At 65.6% G+C, this 16,834-nt stretch carries 17 protein-coding genes; 10 read left to right on the top strand and 7 right to left on the bottom strand.

Annotation, left to right across the window (positions count from 1 at the left end; translation table 11 throughout):
• Positions 1-30 precede the first annotated feature (30 nt).
• A complete protein-coding gene (locus LWE61_RS13805) occupies positions 31-1,041 on the top strand; it encodes an LLM class flavin-dependent oxidoreductase (RefSeq protein ID WP_234151110.1) in 1,011 nt (336 codons plus the stop codon).
• 13 nt (positions 1,042-1,054) lie between these two features.
• Here LWE61_RS13805 and LWE61_RS13800 read toward each other — a convergent pair whose 3' ends face one another.
• Positions 1,055-1,852, bottom strand: a complete 798-nt coding sequence (locus LWE61_RS13800; RefSeq protein ID WP_234151107.1) for a calcium-binding protein — start codon at positions 1,850-1,852, stop codon at positions 1,055-1,057.
• A gap of 94 nt (positions 1,853-1,946) precedes the next feature.
• A complete protein-coding gene (locus tag LWE61_RS13795) occupies positions 1,947-3,443 on the bottom strand; it encodes a replicative DNA helicase (RefSeq protein ID WP_234151104.1) in 1,497 nt (498 codons plus the stop codon).
• A gap of 153 nt (positions 3,444-3,596) precedes the next feature.
• Between LWE61_RS13795 and LWE61_RS13790 the strand changes: the two genes are divergently transcribed.
• The 5 genes from LWE61_RS13790 (at position 3,597) to LWE61_RS13770 (ending at position 6,756) form a co-directional block, all read left to right on the top strand.
• Positions 3,597-4,079 (top strand): UPF0262 family protein, encoded by a 483-nt coding sequence (locus LWE61_RS13790; protein ID WP_234151088.1) that lies wholly within the window; start codon positions 3,597-3,599, stop codon positions 4,077-4,079.
• A 7-nt stretch (positions 4,080-4,086) separates the two neighbouring features.
• A complete protein-coding gene (locus LWE61_RS13785) occupies positions 4,087-4,827 on the top strand; it encodes a GH25 family lysozyme (protein ID WP_234151085.1) in 741 nt (246 codons plus the stop codon).
• Positions 4,824-5,276, top strand: coding sequence for a cytidine deaminase (locus LWE61_RS13780; RefSeq protein ID WP_234151082.1), 453 nt, complete (start codon positions 4,824-4,826; stop codon positions 5,274-5,276). Before LWE61_RS13785 ends, LWE61_RS13780 begins: the two co-directional genes overlap by 4 nt.
• Before the next feature lie 47 nt (positions 5,277-5,323).
• A complete protein-coding gene (dcd, locus tag LWE61_RS13775) occupies positions 5,324-5,878 on the top strand; it encodes a dCTP deaminase (RefSeq protein WP_234151079.1) in 555 nt (184 codons plus the stop codon).
• Positions 5,879-5,967: 89 nt separating this feature from the next.
• A complete protein-coding gene (locus LWE61_RS13770) occupies positions 5,968-6,756 on the top strand; it encodes a metallophosphoesterase family protein (protein ID WP_234151076.1) in 789 nt (262 codons plus the stop codon).
• 36 nt (positions 6,757-6,792) lie between these two features.
• Here LWE61_RS13770 and LWE61_RS13765 read toward each other — a convergent pair whose 3' ends face one another.
• A complete protein-coding gene (locus tag LWE61_RS13765) occupies positions 6,793-7,536 on the bottom strand; it encodes a PdaC/SigV domain-containing protein (protein WP_234151074.1) in 744 nt (247 codons plus the stop codon).
• A gap of 297 nt (positions 7,537-7,833) precedes the next feature.
• Here LWE61_RS13765 and zwf point away from each other — a divergent pair, with 297 nt between their 5' ends.
• Together zwf and edd are read left to right on the top strand one after the other, a co-directional pair.
• Positions 7,834-9,252, top strand: coding sequence for a glucose-6-phosphate dehydrogenase (gene zwf, locus LWE61_RS13760; RefSeq protein WP_234151354.1), 1,419 nt, complete (start codon positions 7,834-7,836; stop codon positions 9,250-9,252).
• Entirely contained in the window at positions 9,245-11,080 is a 1,836-nt protein-coding gene (gene edd / locus LWE61_RS13755; protein WP_234151069.1) for a phosphogluconate dehydratase, read from the top strand. The genes zwf and edd overlap by 8 nt, the downstream gene beginning before the upstream one ends.
• A gap of 16 nt (positions 11,081-11,096) precedes the next feature.
• Here the strand turns inward: edd and LWE61_RS13750 are convergent, their stop codons facing one another.
• The 4 genes from LWE61_RS13750 to LWE61_RS13735 all read right to left on the bottom strand — a co-directional run bounded on the left by LWE61_RS13750 (position 11,097) and on the right by LWE61_RS13735 (position 14,126).
• Positions 11,097-11,285, bottom strand: coding sequence for a hypothetical protein (locus LWE61_RS13750; RefSeq protein ID WP_234151066.1), 189 nt, complete (start codon positions 11,283-11,285; stop codon positions 11,097-11,099).
• 81 nt (positions 11,286-11,366) lie between these two features.
• The gene (locus LWE61_RS13745) at positions 11,367-12,593 is read right to left on the bottom strand and encodes an ABC transporter permease (protein ID WP_234151062.1); all 1,227 of its coding nucleotides are present in this window, start codon (positions 12,591-12,593) and stop codon (positions 11,367-11,369) included.
• The gene (locus LWE61_RS13740; RefSeq protein WP_234151060.1) at positions 12,590-13,567 is read right to left on the bottom strand and encodes an ABC transporter ATP-binding protein; all 978 of its coding nucleotides are present in this window, start codon (positions 13,565-13,567) and stop codon (positions 12,590-12,592) included. The genes LWE61_RS13745 and LWE61_RS13740 overlap by 4 nt, the downstream gene beginning before the upstream one ends.
• Before the next feature lie 61 nt (positions 13,568-13,628).
• On the bottom strand, positions 13,629-14,126 hold the full coding sequence (locus LWE61_RS13735) for an SH3 domain-containing protein (protein WP_234151057.1): 498 nt from the start codon (positions 14,124-14,126) through the stop codon (positions 13,629-13,631).
• Between the two features lie 132 nt (positions 14,127-14,258).
• Between LWE61_RS13735 and LWE61_RS13730 the strand changes: the two genes are divergently transcribed.
• A complete protein-coding gene (locus LWE61_RS13730) occupies positions 14,259-15,257 on the top strand; it encodes a 2-hydroxyacid dehydrogenase (protein WP_234151353.1) in 999 nt (332 codons plus the stop codon).
• 92 nt (positions 15,258-15,349) lie between these two features.
• Positions 15,350-16,639, top strand: a complete 1,290-nt coding sequence (locus LWE61_RS13725; RefSeq protein WP_234151352.1) for an ammonium transporter — start codon at positions 15,350-15,352, stop codon at positions 16,637-16,639.
• Positions 16,640-16,834: the final 195 nt, after the last annotated feature.

Here is a 16,834-nt window from a genome sequence, read left to right as displayed (position 1 = left end):
AAGCGCGCGCCGCGCTCCCATATCCGTTGCATGACGAGACTGTCTTTCCTCGATCTGGTTCCCGTCGCGGAAGGCAGTTCGTTACGCTCAGCGCTCGCAGGAGCGGCGGATATCGCTGCACACTGCGATGCGCTGGGCTACCACCGCTATTGGGTGGCGGAGCATCATGGCATGCCGGGCATCGGCGGGGCAGCGACGTCTGTCGTGCTGGCCCATGTCGGCCACGCCACCAGCCGCATCCGTATCGGGTCGGGCGGTATCATGCTCCCCAATCACGCCCCGCTCCAGATCGCCGAACAGTTCGGGACGCTGGATGCGCTGTTTCCGGGCCGGATAGACCTAGGGCTGGGCCGCGCGCCCGGCTCCGACCAGCGCGTCGCCAAGGCGATGCGGCGGACGCTGCACAGTGATCCCAACGCCTTTCCACGCGACGTGATGGAATTGCAGGCCTATTTCGCGGGCGATCCCGACTTTGGCTTCATAGCCACGCCTGGTGCGGGCGCGAATGTCGAGATGTGGATATTGGGGTCGAGCACGTTCGGCGCGCAACTGGCCGCCGCGCTGGGCCTGCCCTATGGTTTCGCGTCCCATTTCGCGCCGGGCCAGATGGATCAGGCGATCGCTATCTATCGCGAGCATTTCCGCCCCTCTGAATTTCTGGCGGAGCCGCGCGTGATGGTCGGCTATAATATTTTTGCCGCCGACGATCAGGCGGAGGCGGAATATCTGGCGACCTCCATGCAGCAGGCGTTTGTCGCCCTGCGCACCGGGCAGCCGGGCAAGCTTAAGCCGCCGGTCCGCAACTATGCCGATACGCTGGCGCCGCCGGTTCGGGCGATGCTGGACGATGTTCTGGCGGTGACGTCGGTCGGTACGCCGGACAGGGTCGCGGCAGACCTGAGCGCCTTCATCGCCCGCACGCAGGCGGATGAAATCATCGTGACAAGCCAGATTTTTGACCATCAGGCCCGCAAGCGCAGCACCGCCATCGCAGCGGAGGCGTTTGCGGTTGCCACCGAGGGCGTCGGGGCAGGGGCCTGAAGCGCCCCTGCCGTTAGTTTTCGTCCCTGTCGGCTGGATTCCTGTCCGGTGCGCGTCCGCGCGGCGGCGGCATGCCGGGGCCACCGCCACCGGGGGCACCCGGCCCCCGCGCGCCCTTCGGCTCCAGCGAATGCAATTCTTCGGCAACCAGGAAGCCGTCCTTGTTGCCATCCAGCGCGTCGAACTTCTGCCGTTCATAGGCGATCAGTTCGGACAGGGATGCGCCTTTGTCATAATTGCTGTTCGCATTGACGATCACCGTGGCGCTGAGCGGTTCGATCAGCCGCCGCAGGATGCGGTCCTCCGTCTTGTCGATGTCTGGCGGGGGCAGCGATTCCGCGATGGGGCCACCCTCATCGCCCAGCGCCTGCCGGTCTGACATGGCGGCGCTTCCCAGCGAGCTTTGCCACGCCAGAAATTCCTGCGGTTCGATCAGCTTGTTGTGGTTGGTGTCGATTTTCTCGAAGCGGGCGCGGATGGTGGCGTCGCGCCTGGCGGCCAGAACCGCACGCAATTCGTCCAGTGTAACGATGCCGTCGCGGTCCGTGTCGGCGGATGCGGCCATCGCCTCCACCATCTGGTCCAGCCGTTCGCGCTTGATCGGCTTCATTTCGGCGGGATGATTGCCGCCGCGTCCCGGTCCCATGCCGTCTTCGCCGCCCGGTATGCCGCCGCCCCGGCCCCGGCCGCCCATTCCGCCCATGCGTTCGCCATCCATACTGCCTCCCATGTCACTGGGCCTGCCGCTCTGGGCGTGCGCCGAAAGGGGCAGCAACAGGGCCAGTCCCAGCCCGTACAGGATGTTCCGCATCTGATTTCCACCACTGATTATAGTGGCAGCGGCTTCGGCTCCTCGCGCTGAACGCGTAATGAACTAACGTGCGCGAGCGGGTTGGGCAAGGGCCTCACTCATAGCTGTCGTCATATTGCTGGCCATCGTCGGCCAGATCGCTGAACTTGGTGATCTGCGCCTCGAACTTCATGCGGACCTTGCCGGTGGAGCCGTGGCGCTGTTTGGCGACGATCAGTTCCGCGATGCCGTGGATTTGCTCCATGCGGTCGGCCCATGCCTGATAGGCGGCCTCTTCCTCGATGCGCGGCTGCTTGGACATCTCATAATAGTCCTCGCGGAACACGAACCACACCATGTCCGCGTCTTGCTCGATCGAGCCGGATTCGCGCAGGTCGGACAGCACGGGCCGCTTGTCCTCGCGCTGCTCCACCGCACGGCTGAGCTGGGACAGGGCGATCACGGGGACGTGCAGTTCCTTCGCCAGCGTTTTGAGGCCGCGCGAAATCTCGGAGATTTCGTTGACGCGGTTGCCGTCATTCTTGCTCGAACCCTGAAGAAGCTGGAGATAGTCGACGATGACGAGGCCGATGCCATGGCGGCGTTTCAACCGGCGGGCGCGGGTGCGCAGCGCCGCGATGGTGAGGCCCGGCGTATCGTCGATGAACAGCGGCAGTTCCTGAAGATCGCGCGCCGCCCGGCTCAGGTTCTGGAACTCCGCCCGGCTGATCTTGCCCATGCGCAGGTTTTCCGAACTGATGCCCGACTGTTCCGCAAGGATACGGGTCGCAAGCTGGTCCGCCGACATTTCGAGGGAGAAGAAGGCGACGCCCGCGCCCATGTTGCGCTCGTCGGGGATGTCATCCGCCTTGTCGCGCAGCCAGCGGGAGGCGGCATTATAGGCGATGTTGGTGACGAGCGACGTCTTGCCCATGCCCGGACGACCGGCAAGGATGATAAGGTCGGAGTTGTGCAGGCCGCCGATCTTGTTGTTGATGCCGTTGATGCCGGTGGTGATACCGGAGAGGTGGCCGCCGCTGTTGAGCGCCCGTTCCGCCACCTGCACCGCCATGGTCGCGGCGGCGACGAAGGTCTTCACTGACCCGCTTTCGCCTTCGCCCTCCGACACCTTGTAGAGCGCGACTTCCGCCGCCTCGATCTGGCCCAGCGGGTCGATGCTCTCGCTGGTGTCGAGCGCACCCTCGACCAGCCCGCGCCCCACGCCGATCAGTTCGCGCAGCAGGGCAAGGTCATAGATCTGCCGTGCGAAATCGCGCGCGCCGATGACGGAGATGCTGTTGGCGCTGATCTGCGCCAGATAGGCGCCTGCGCCGCCCTGATCCGCCATGCCGGGTTCATTTTCCAGCATCGGGCGCAGGGTCACCGCATTGGCGACCATATTCTTGTCGAGCAGGCGCAGGATCAGCTCATAGATACGTCCGTGCAGCGGATCGTGGAAATGGTCGGGCTTCAGCTTCTGCTGCACATCCTCTGCGATGCGGTTGTCGATCAGCAGCGCGCCGATCAGCGCGGCCTCCGCCTCGATATTGCGGGGAAGGCGCAGGGATTCGTTTGCGGTTGCGTTGTCCGCTGCCAGTTTCAATTCGACCATGGCCCCTCATCCTCTCATCCGGCCGTTCGCACAAGGGGACGTTGGTCGAAGCGCCTGTGGATAATGGGGATGGAAAAGCTGTGGACGAGTGGCGGCGTTCCTGCACGCCATGCTTGTTCTTGGCCGCAGTCGGACATATGGAACAAGGCGATTATGGCCGACCCCCGCATCATCGACATCGCGCTGGATGACAAGACTATCCTGTGGCGCAACGCGGACGTCGAGCAGGAGCGGCGGATCGCCATCTTCGACATATTGGAAGAGAATCACTTCGCGCCGCAGCGGGTGCATGCCGATGGTTATGCCGGGCCGTACCGGGTCTTCCTGCGGGTCGAGGAAGGGCGGCTGGCCATCGAGATCCGCCGGGAGAATGACGAACCGCTGGAGGCGATCATCCTGGGGCTGGGGCGGTTCCGCCGGTCCATCAAGGATTATTTCGCCATCTGCGACAGCTATTTCCAGGCGATCCGGCAGGCGACCCCGGCCCAGATCGAGACCGTCGACATGGCCAGGCGCGGCATCCACAATGAAGCGGCAGAGCTTCTGAAGGAGCGGCTGGAGGGGAAGATAACGGTCGATTTCGACACGGCGCGCCGCCTCTTCACGCTCATCTGCGTACTGCACATCAAGGGATAAGATAATAATGGCGCAGGTGTGGGCGGACAGCGGGCGTATCGGGCGTCGCGCGATGTGGACTCCTTTTCGGATATTGGTCGCGATTTTGGTCGTGGCGGTGGTGGGCGCGGGCCTGCTTTACTGGGGCGTGGGCCGCTGGACACCCGGACGGGATCGCTATCCGTTGCAGGGGGTTGCGGTCAGTGCGCGCAATGGCGCGGTGGAATGGCCGACCCTGCGTGCGCAGGGTGTGGATTTCGCCTATCTGGCGGCGACGGGCGGTAGCGACCGGCGCGATCCCAGCTTTGGTGCGAATTGGGCGCAGGCGCGCGCGACGGGGCTGCGCTATGGCGCGATCCACGCCTATAGCCTGTGTCGCGCCGCCAGCGATCAGGCGCGGCTGTTCATCGCCAGCGTGCCGCGGGATAATGGCGCGTTGCCGCCAGTCGTCGCGCTGGATTTCGAACCGGGCTGCGCGTCCCGGCCGGACCGCGACGTGGTCCTGTCCGAACTCAACACCTTCCTGAACGAGATTGAGGCGCACAGTGGCAAGCCCGCCATCCTGCGCATCACCGAACCGTTCGAGCAGGCTTATACCGTCAGCGGCGGGATCAACCGGACCATCTGGCTGGACCGCGACTGGCTGGTCCCGGCCTATGCCAGCCATCCCTGGGTGCTGTGGACGGCGAACCGCCGCAAGCGCCTGCGCGGGGCGGAGGAGACGGTGGAATGGACGGTCGTGAAGCCTCAGGCGAGCGTCGAGGAATGACCGCTGCGGTTCCCGCTGTCGACGTGGCCGCCCTGCTGGAGGAGGCGCGGACCGCGCGGGGCCATGCCTATGCGCCCTACAGCGGCTTTACCGTCGGCGCGGCGATCGCGCTGGACGACGGGACGGTGGTGCGCGGCGCCAATGTGGAGAATGCCAGCTATGGCCTGTCGTTGTGCGCGGAGGCGGTGGCGCTGGCGTCGGCCCATGCCAGCGGCGTGATGGGCCGGGCGTTGGCCCTGGCGGTGGTCGGCGATTCGGCTTCGGCTCCCTCCGGCGTGGCGGTGACGCCTTGCGGTCGCTGCCGCCAGATGCTGGTGGAGGCGGAGCATGTCGCGGGCCGGGCGCTCGCCATCCATAGCGCGCCAGCTTCGGCATCGGGGCTGGAGGGGGCGGTGCGTCATGCGGTGGCGGACCTGCTGCCCCATGCTTTTGGACCGGGTAACCTGTAGCGGCCAAATCGGTAGAAACACGCGCAAGGGCGCGGTAAGGGGCAGGCATGGCGATATTATCGGATAAATGGATTCGCGCGCAGGCGCAGGAAAACGGCATGATCGAGCCGTTCGTGGAGTCACAGCGCCGCGACGGCGTCATCAGCTATGGCCTGTCCTCCTATGGCTATGACGCGCGGGTGGCGGACGAGTTCAAGATCTTTACCAACGTCAACAGCAGCATCGTCGATCCCAAGAATTTCGACGGCGACAGCCTGGTCGACCGCAAGACCGATTGCTGCATCATCCCGCCCAACAGCTTTGCGTTGGCCCGCACAGTGGAATATTTCCGTATCCCGCGCGATGTGCTGGTCATCTGTCTTGGCAAGTCCACCTATGCGCGGTGCGGCATCATCGTGAACGTCACCCCGCTGGAACCGGGCTGGGAAGGGCATGTCACGCTGGAATTTTCCAACACCACGCCGCTGCCCGCGCGCATCTACGCCAATGAGGGCGCGTGTCAGTTCCTGTTCCTGCAAGGTAATGAGCCGTGCGAGACGAGCTATGCCGACCGTGCGGGCAAATATATGGGCCAGCGCGGGGTGACACTGCCCCGGCTTTGAGGCTGGCGGTCACCGGTTGCGCAGGCCGCCGCAGGGGGAAATCGCACACAAGCCTTGCCAGCGTCGCGCGCCGGTAGGACAATGCGCTGATGTTCAGGCAGTTACGGTCTGTTTTTGGAAGTGGCGGGGAAGGGTCATCCACTGACGCCTCCGCCGCCTCCTTTGCCCCCAGCGTGGGGGAGGGCGTGCGCGTCTACGCCATCGGCGATGTGCATGGCCGCTGCGACCTGCTGCGCCGGTTGCTGGAAACTATCGTCACCGACAGCGAGGCGCGCGGACCGGTGGACCGGCTCTGCCTCGTCATGCTGGGCGATCTGGTCGACCGGGGTGCGGATTCGGCGGGGGTGGTGGATATTGTGATGGCCATGGCGGATCGCTGGCCGCGCATGACCTGCCTGATGGGCAATCATGAGGAGATGTTCCTGCTGGCGCTGCGCGGCGACCCGCATGGCCTGTCCCTGTTTCGCCGGCTGGGGCGCGAGACGCTGCTCAGCTATGGCGTGGACGCCGCGACCATAGAGCGAGGAAGCGACGAGGCGCTGTTCCAGGCTATGATGACGCAGGTGCCGGTCGCCCATCGCGACTTCCTGGAAGAGCTGCCCAACAGTCTGGTGATCGGCGATTATCTGTTCGTCCATGCCGGCATCCGGCCCGGCGTCGCTCTGGAGTCGCAGGACGGGCGCGACCTGCGCTGGATACGCGGTGAGTTCCTCGGCAGCGCGACCCGGCACTCCCACATGGTCGTCCATGGCCATAGCATCAGTGAGTTCGTGGACGAGCAGCCCAACCGCATCGGTATCGACACCGGCGCCTATGCCAGCGACCGGCTGACTGCCATCGGCTTGCAGGGGACGGGTCGCTGGTATCTGTCCACCTGACGACCGGCCACCTGACGACCGAGCCGCGTCCCCGGTTCAGTCCGCCGGGGCGAAGGCATCCCGATAGGCCGGCTTGACCGTCGCCAGCAGGCCCGCATCCAGCGGCAGGTCGATGACATAGCGCCCTTCCGAATAAGGACCGGCCTCATAGGGACCGATAATGACCTGCACCGTGTCCAGCGCCCGGCCACCGTGCGAGATGGGGACCACAAGCTGCTTGGTCAGGTCCACGCAACTGTTGAAATCGACGATGTCGTTGGGATCGTCATGCCGTACCGGCTCGCCGCGCTTTTCCTCCCGCTGCTTGTCCAGCGCATCGCAAAAGCGTTTACGCGCAGCAGCGGCAAAGCGGGGCAGGTCGATCAATGTGCTGGTCGCAAGGCGCTTCCCACTGGCCTTGTCCCACAGGATCGCCGTGTTGATCGGCATGCCATGCGCGCCGCCGGTATAGACATAGCCGTCACTGATAAGGACCAGGAAACGCGGCGTGTTTGCCGCCGCCGTATAATCCTCCTGATAGCTGTAGCCGTTGAAGACGAACGCATCCTTCTTCGCCTCCGCCTTGGCCGCCATGGCGTCCGACTGGTTGCTCTTGCGCAGGCTTTCGCCATTTCCGCGCAGCCAGCTATCCAGCGCTGGGATGGCGGCGGCCTCACCCGGCCATTGATATTCAAACTCGAAACCGTCGACCTTGGCGGAAAGCTTTTGCGGCTTATCGATGGGAGCGGTATCATTCGCCAGTGCAGCATTGGGCGCGGGTGCGGCCCTGTTGCTGGTCATGCCATTGGCGGTGGGCTCCTCGTCCGGGTGCCCTCCGGAACAGGCGGATAGTGCCGTTACCGCAACAAAGGTCAGGAAAAGGGGCTTCTGGCGGCGTGCACGCATAAACGGCCTTTCTTTATCAGCGGGGGGAATTACGTTATATCCCGACCGGCACGATTTCCGCCCCACTCCCCGAGGGCGACAGGAATGGGAACCGGCGCTTCAGTATCTCGCCCGTGCGAAAAGGATGGTCCTTTGCCAGACAAGTCAACCAATCTCGTCCTTTTCGGTGCCACGGGCGATCTGGCCCACCGCATGTTGTTTCCGTCGCTCTATAACCTTTTCTCCGACGGGTTGTTGCCGGAAAGTTTTTCGATCCTGGCGTCGGGCCGGACGGCGATGGATGATGGTGCCTTTCGCAAGAGCATCGAGAAGAGCCTGAAGGACTATCTGCCCGCCGACCGCTGGGATGCGGAGCGGATTGCGGCCTTCATGGACATGGTCAGCTATTGCGCGGTCGATGTGAGCGCGAAGGAAAGTGTCCAGTGCCTGTCGGACCGGATGAAGGGCGGTAATGGCGGCCCGGTCGCGGTCTATCTGTCCACGCCGCCATCGCTGTTCGGCCCGACCGCGCAGGCGCTGGCCGATGCGGGCCTGATCGACGACCATACGCGCATCGCGATGGAAAAGCCGATCGGCACGGACCTCGCCTCGTCCAAGGTGGTGAACGACGCCATCGGCGCGCTGTTCGACGAGGAGAATATCTTCCGCGTCGACCATTATCTGGGCAAGGAAACGGTGCAGAACCTGCTCGCCCTGCGCTTTGGCAATATGTTGTTCGAACCCTTGTGGAACGCCAACGCCATCGAGCATGTGCAGATCACCGTGGCGGAGACGGTTGGGCTGGAAGGCCGTGTCTCCTATTATGACGGGGTCGGCGCGCTGCGCGACATGGTACAGAACCATATGCTCCAGATCCTCTCGATCATCGCCATGGAGGCTCCTGCGCGGCTCGATTCCACGGCGGTGCGCGACGAGAAGGTCAAGGTGCTGCGGTCCCTTCGCAAGATGGACGCGGACAGCGTCGGCGCCAACAGCGTGCGCGGCCAATATGCGCCCGGCGCGGTGAAGGGGGAGATCGTCACCGGCTATGCCGACGAACTGGGCAAGCCGTCCAATACGGAGACGTTCGTGGCGCTGAAGGCGCATATCGACAACTGGCGCTGGGCGGGCGTGCCCTTCTACCTGCGTACGGGCAAGCGGCTGCCCAGCCGCCAGTCGGAAATCCTCATCCAGTTCAAGCCGGTGCCGCACAGCATCTTTGGCAAGGGCGCAAAGGGCAATGGCGCGGGTTCGCGGCTGGAGGCCAACACGCTCATCATCCGCCTCCAGCCGGAGGAGAATATCCGCCTGTCCATCATGGCGAAGGAACCGGGCCTCGATCGCGAAGGCGTGAAGTTGCAGGAGGTCGATCTCGACGTGTCGCTGGTCAAGGCGTTCGACGGCCAGCGCCGCCGCATCGCCTACGAACGGCTGCTGCTCGACCTGCTGGAGGGTGACACCACCCTTTTCGTGCGCCGCGACGAGGTGGAGGCGCAATGGCAATGGATCGATTCCGTTGTCGGCGGCTGGAAGGACAGCGGCCAGAAGGCGCAGAGCTACGCCGCCGGGAACTGGGGGCCGTCATCGGCGATTGCGCTGATCGAACGGGATGGAGCAAGCTGGCATGACTGATCTTCACCCCGTCGTCGCACGGGTCACGCAGCGGATCGTGGAGCGCAGCGCGCCCGCGCGGACCAAATATCTCGACCTCATCAAGCGGGGGCGGGACGCGGGCACGAACCGTTCCGCGCTGGCGTGCGGCAACCTCGCCCATGCCTTTGCCGCGTCGGGCGAGGATAAGCCGGCGATCATGGGCGGCAAGGCGCTGAACCTCGGTATCGTCACCGCCTATAACGACATGCTGTCCGCGCATCAGCCCTATGGTCGCTACCCCGACCAGATCAAGCTGTTCGCGCGCGAGAAGGGCGCGACGGCGCAGGTCGCGGGCGGCGTGCCCGCCATGTGCGACGGTGTGACCCAGGGGCAGTCCGGCATGGACCTCTCGCTCTTCTCCCGCGACGTGATTGCTATGGCGACGGCGGTGTCGTTGTCCCATGCGATGTTCGAGGGAGCGCTGCTGCTGGGCATTTGCGACAAGATCGTGCCGGGTCTGCTGATCGGCGCGCTACGCTTTGGCCATCTGCCGACCATCTTCGTGCCCGCCGGGCCGATGCCGTCGGGCCTCGCCAACAAGGAAAAACAGCGCATCCGCCAGCTCTATGCGGAGGGCAAGGTCGGCCGTGCGGAGCTGCTGGAATCGGAAAGCGCCTCCTATCATTCGGCGGGCACCTGCACCTTTTACGGCACGGCCAACTCCAACCAGATGATGATGGAGATGATGGGCCTGCACATACCGGGTGCGGCCTTCGTCAATCCGGGTACTAAGCTGCGGCAGGAACTGACGCGGGCGGCGACGCACCGGCTGACTGACATCAGTTGGGAGGGAAATGACTATCGCCCGCTGGGCCTGTGCGTGGATGAAAAGGCGATCGTGAATGCGGCCATCGGCCTGCTGTCGACGGGTGGATCGACCAATCATGCCATCCACCTGCCCGCCATCGCGCGGGCGGCGGGGATCAGCATCGACTGGACCGACCTGTCCGAACTGTCGTCGGTGATCCCGCTGATCGCGCGCGTTTATCCCAATGGCGCGCGCGACGTGAACGACTTCCACCATGCGGGCGGCATCGGCTGGGTGATTGGCGAGTTGCTGGAAACGGGCCGGCTGCACCGCGACATATTGACGGTCGAGGGCGACGACCTGACCGCCTATGCGGCGGAACCTGTGCTGGAGGGCGATGCGCTGGCGTGGAAACCCTATGACCGGCAAACGCGCGACGACAGCATCCTGCGCCCGGTCAGCGATCCGTTCAACGCGGATGGCGGCATCGCGCTGCTGGAGGGCAATCTGGGCCGGGCGATCATGAAGACCAGCGCGGTCGATCCCGTCCGCTGGACCATAGAGGCGCCGTGCCGCGTGTTCAGCGAGCAGAATGATGTGCTGCGCGCCTTCAAGGCGGGCGAGCTGGACCGGGACGTGGTCGTCGTCGTGCGTTTTCAGGGGCCGCGCGCCAACGGCATGCCGGAACTGCACAAGCTGACCCCGCCGCTGGGCGTGTTGCAGGACAAGGGGTATAAGGTCGCGCTGGTGACGGATGGCCGCATGTCGGGCGCATCCGGCAAGGTGCCCGCCGCCATCCACCTGTCACCCGAAGCGATTGGCGGCGGTCCCATCGCGCGGCTGCGCGACGGCGATGTGGTGCGGGTCTGCGCGCAGACGGGCGAGTTGGAGGCGCTGGTCGATGCGGCGGAGTGGGCCGCGCGGCCACTCGCCGAGTCCGCGCCGGACATTTACGATACTGGTCGCGAACTGTTCGCGCTGTTCCGCGACCATAGCGATCTGGCGGAGCAGGGTGCATCGGCAATGCTGGCGGCGATGGACACGCAACTGGCGCGATAGGGCGGGGGCAGGCTGCTCAGGCGGACGTGCGCTTCGCCCGCAGCTTGCCGATAATGAAGTCTAACAGGGCGACTGACGCCATACCGAAGAATATCCAGTAGAGGTTCCACCGGACCTCTTCGGTCACTCTCGACGATAATATGGTCTGGAACAGCATCTGGATCATGAAGAAAAGCAGGATGGCTCTGTGTGTCCACGGGTTCATCGGCTTTTCCTCGGTCCTTGCTGTGACTTGGACTTGGAGCACGGCTGCGCCCGGTTCCGCAAGTCACTTGTTCTGCCCCCGCTATGATGGCCCCGAACGATCCACTTGCCCTTGTCCGCCAGCGCCCGCGCGCGTGGCCTTGCGCCGCCGCCTGCCCCCGCCGGACTTCAGCACATTGCGCCGGAACAATGTCGTGCCGATGCGGATGATCGCCCAGGTGCACAGCCCCTGCCACAGCAGCAGGACCAGGTGCGGCCAGATGTCCGGCGCCTGCGCGGCGCGGGCCAGCGCGGCGAAGGGCGAACTGAACGGAATGATGCAGGCTGCCATCTCTACCCCGTCGCCGATATGGGTCACGGCATAGCTGGCGAAGAGGAAGACGCCCAACTGCCCCATGTTGACCGGCATGGCGAGCGTCTGCACCTCCCGTACCGTGGCGGCCATCGCACCGATGCCGAGGTAGAGGGAGCCGAACAGCAGATAGGCGGTCGAGAAATAGAGGATGCCGAGCAGGATGAAGACTGGCCATCCCACGGCGGGCGGCGGCAGGCTGGGCAGGGCGGACCCCGCCGCCAGGCCGATGGCCGCCCCGAACGCCGCCCATGCCGCAATGGCGATCAACGCCATGGCCAGCATCGCGAACAACTTGCCCAGGAAGATGGACTCCATGGGGATGCTGGCGGCCAGTATCTCGATGATCTTGTTGGTCTTCTCCTCCACCAGATTTGACAGGACCATGCCCGCCAGCAACATGGTGGTCAGGAACAGCGCCATTTGCCCCATTTGCGCGGTCGTGCTCCGGTCGACCTCCGCGTCGGCGGCGGGCGTGGCGGGCAGGGCGATGGTGCGGACGTCCAGCGCGACCCGGCGATAATCCGCATCGTGTCGCGCCTGATCGAGGATCAGCCGTACCCGGTCAGGCCAATGCCGTGCCCCTTCGCCGTCGCTGGACAGGCGCGGCGCGTCGAGCGTGCCGGACAGGACCGCCACTGGAGGGTTGCTCCCACGCAGCAGGGACTCCGCACTCGTGGCCGTGCGGACGGCCTCCAGTGCGGGCAGGCCGTCCACCGCTTCGTCCAGCCGTTGGCGTGCCGCAATCAGGCGGGCGCTGTCGTCGCTGGGCATGAGCACGGCGACGACCGGGGTAGCGGGCGGCTTCGCCATGCGCGCGCCGATCCCGCCTGCGGCGACCGCCACGACTAGCATGACGATCGGCGTCAGCAGGAAAAAAATAAAGGCCTTTGACCGGACCAGCGCGGTAAAGTCGCGGCGGGCTATGACCAGTGCGGCGCGCACGATCTCATTCATGGCCGTGCCTCCGCTGCGTTCTGCGATCCGCTGGTGCGCGCCAGATCGGCGGCGGCCGAGGCCCCGGCGATGGCGACAAAGGCATCGTGCAGGCCGGGCCGCTCGATGGAGAGGGACATGATGCCGGCCTCCCCCTCGATCAGCGCCTTCAGCAATGGCTCGACGCCCTGTTCGGGCAGGTCGAAACGCCAGTGGCGGCCCTGCGGCACCGTGCCGGGGGGCAGGGCGGCGCGCCATGGCCCATCCGCCGCGCGGGTTTCCAGCCGCACGCGCGGGCGCAGCCGATTGCGCGCTTCCTCCACCGGCCCCGCAAAGGGCACCTTGCCGCCCGCGATGATCGCAATGTCCTCGCACAGCCGTTCTGCATGGGCGATGACATGGGTGGAAAAGATGATGGTGACGCCGTTGGCGGCCTGCGCCCGGATCATCTCCTCCAGCCTCTGTTGGTTCAGCGCGTCGAGGCCGGAAAAAGGCTCGTCGAGGATGATGAGGCGCGGCTCATGGACGATGGTGCCGAGGAGCTGGACTGTTTGCGCCATCCCCTTGGACAATTGCCGGACCTGCCGCTTCAGCGCGTAGCCGAGGCCATGCCCCTCCATCAGGTCGCGGGCGCGGCGACGCCCCTCCGCCAGCGGCAGACCGCGCAGCGCACCCATGAAGGCGATCGCCTCCCCCGCTGTCATCGACGGATAGAGACCGCGCTCCTCCGGCAGATAGCCGACCTGTTTCGCCACCGACAGCGGGCGGTCATGGCCCAGCAGGGTGCAGCGCCCCTCATCCGGGTCGATGATGCCCAGCAACATGCGCAGCGTCGTCGTCTTGCCCGCGCCATTGGGACCGAGGATGCCGAAGATGCTGCCCGCGGGCACGGTCAGGTCGATATGGTCGACGGCGCGAAAGCCGTTGAAATCCTTGACCAGTCCCTCCGCGACGATGGCGGATGCGCTGGATGGGGCAGGGGGCGTCATGCTCATGGCTCCCGTCTTACCGGCCAGGTCCTAAGCGATTACGAACGCCCGCCGCCCTGATGGCCCTCTATTCGCTGGTCGCGCCCCACAGGTTGCGGGTGGGGATATAGCCGCGCTGGCCGTGGACGTCGAACATGCACCAGCCATCGTCGCAATCGGTCACGCGGCCGACGACGCCCGGCTCGGCGCGATAGAGGGCACGGGCGCTGTTCGACGGGTCGGCGCGCAGGGCGACGGTCTCGCCGATGACGATGGCGGTGCGGTCATCCTTCAGCAGCCGCACATGCATCCATCCCTTGGTGCCGTCCGGGTCTTCGATCCTGCGCCAGTTGGGATAGACCTCTATCACCTTGAGCGGCAGGTTCTTGCGGCGATAAATCCAGTTGGCGGGATAATCCATGCTGGGGCCGACGCGCATCCGCGCCTCATCCTTCGAAATCGCGACCCAATAGGGCAGCTTTTTCTGGGCCTGCGCCGTGGCGGGTGTGGGGGCGACGGCGGGCAAGGCCAGCGCCAATGCCGCGCAACACAGGAATTTCACGCCGGATCGAAGGGGGAGGGCCATCATCGCTTCCCCTTGCCACGACGCCCGGCCCGCTTCAACCATCGACAGAGGGGCGACGACGATGGGCGCGTGATGTGGCAGGAATGGCCAATGGGGCTTGACCTTTTTCCGGCCTTGAACGAAGTCCGCCTCATGCCAAAGCGCGTTCGTCCATCGACCCCCCGCATCATCGTCACCCGGCGTCTCCCGGCGGCGGTCGAGCATCGGATGGCGTCGCTGTTCGATGTGCAGTTCAACGTCACCGACACGCCGTTCGACAGTCAGCGCATGGCGGAGGCGATGCGAGCCTGCGACGTGCTCGTCCCCACCATCACGGACGAGATTGACGCGGGCCTGATTGCGGCGGCGGCGGAGCGGCTCCAGTTGATCGCCAATTTCGGCAATGGCGTCGATCATATCGACCTGCACGCCGCGCGGGCGCACGACATCATCGTCACCAACACGCCGGGCGTACTGACCGACGATACCGCCGACATGACGATGGCGCTGATCCTGTCCGTACCGCGCCGTCTGGCGGAGGGTGAGAAGCTGGTGCGGTCCGGCGCCTGGAGCGGCTGGGGGCCGTCCGCCATGCTGGGTCACCGCATCGGCGGCAAGATGCTGGGCATCGTCGGCATGGGACGGATCGGGCAGGCGGTCGCACGGCGCGCGCGCGCCTTTGGCCTCACCATCGGCTATCACAATCGCCACCGGCTGCCCTCGGCGGTGGAGGCGGAGACGGACGCCGTCTATCATACCGATCTCGACACGCTGCTGGCACAGGCCGACATCGTCTCCATCCACTGTCCTCATACGGAGCAGACAGAGGGGCTGATCGACGCGCGCCGCGTGGCCCTGATGAAGAGCAGCGCCTATCTCATCAACACCTCGCGCGGCGAGATCACGGTCGAGGACGCGCTGATCGGCGCGCTGGAGCAGGGCCGCATCGCGGGTGCGGGTCTCGACGTCTATAATCATGAACCGGCGGTCGATCCGCGTCTCCTCGCGCTCGCCAACGTCGTGCTGCTGCCCCACATGGGGTCCGCGACCTTCGAGGGGCGCGACGACATGGGCACCCGGGTCATCACCAATATCCGTCTGTGGGTGGGCGGCGACCGGCCCCCGGATCAGGTGCTGGAAGGCTGGGCTTAATCATTTTGCGACACGCCCCCGATTAAGGACGGGGCGGGATGCGCTGTGGGGGATGTATGATTCGGGACGCTTTGGCTTTGACGCGCAGCGGGATGCGCGCCGCTTTCCTCCTCGTGGGCGCCACGCTGGCGGCGCCCGCGCTGGCGCAGGATCAGGCGGCGACGCTGGTGCCCGATAGCGGCGATACCGCCTGGATGCTGGCCGCGTCCGCGCTGGTCCTGTTCATGACCTTGCCCGGCCTTGCGCTTTTCTATGGCGGCCTCGTGCGGGCGCGTAACCTGTTGTCGGTGATGATGCACTGTTTCGCGGTGGCGGCGGTCGCCTCGCTCCTGTGGGGGCTGGTCGGCTATTCCATCGCCTTTGCGCCCGGTACGGCGTGGACAGGCGGCGCGCTGAACGTCGGCCTGTCCAACCTCGCTCTGCTGCGGGAGGGGATGACGGTGCCTGAATCCACCTTCGCCCTGTTCCAGATGATGTTCGCCATCATCACCCCCGCGCTGATGATCGGCACCTTTGTGGAGCGTGTCCGCTTCGGCTGGCTGCTCGGCTTTTCCGCGCTTTGGTCGCTGCTGGTCTATGCGCCCGTCGCTCATTGGGTGTGGGGCGGCGGCTGGCTTGCGCAATTGGGCACGCTGGATTTCGCGGGCGGCATCGTCGTGCACACCACAGCGGGCGTGTCCTCGCTGGTCATTGCGCTGCTGATCGGACGGCGCAACGGCTTCCCGCAAAAGCTGATCCTGCCGCACAGCCCGGCGCTGACCATGGTTGGGGCGGGCATGTTGTGGGTCGGCTGGTTCGGTTTCAACGGCGGATCGGCGCTGGGCGCGGGCGATGGCGCGTCGAGCGCGATGCTCAACACCCATTTCGCGGCCTGCTCGGCGGCGCTCACCTGGATCGCGGTGGAGCGGATCAAGCTGGGCCGCGCGACGACGGTCGGCATCGCCACCGGCGCGATCGCGGGACTTGCCACGGTGACGCCGGCGGCCGGCATGGTCGGGCCGCTGGGCGCGATGGCGCTGGGCGTGATCGGCGCGCTGGTCTGTTTCGGCGTGGTCATCCTCGTCCGCCACAAATGGCATATCGACGACTCGCTGGACGTGTTCGCGGTGCATGGCGTTGGCGGCATCGTTGGCTCGCTGCTGCTGGCCCCCTTTGCCAGCGCCGCGCTGGGCGGTGCGGGTTATGAGGGCGGCGCGAACGCCACCTCGCAATTCGTGGCGCAGGCGGTGGGCGTGGGCGCTGTGGCACTGTGGTCCGCCGTGGTGACGCTGGCGATCAGCCTGATCGTCGCGGTCATCGCGCCGATGCGTGTCTCGCTGGATGCGGAGCGCGAGGGGCTGGATATCTCCAGCCATGGCGAGCGGGCGTGGGAGTTCGACTGAAGCACGGGGGTAGGTGAAGCCTGCATCCGGGGTGTTGTCGTACCGGGCGACGGATGCCCCGGTGCCGACGTCCTGCTGCGTGAGCATTCCGGTTGTGCGGTATGATGCCGGGTGGTGTAGCCTCATGCCCGACCGTCACCCCGAACCCTGATCCGTTATGACGCTTTGCCCTGATAACAGGGTGCCGGTCAGGAA

This window comes from Sphingobium sufflavum (assembly GCF_021403115.1).
Lineage (GTDB): Bacteria > Pseudomonadota > Alphaproteobacteria > Sphingomonadales > Sphingomonadaceae > Sphingobium > Sphingobium sufflavum.
This window is presented reverse-complemented; position numbering and strand designations above follow the sequence as displayed.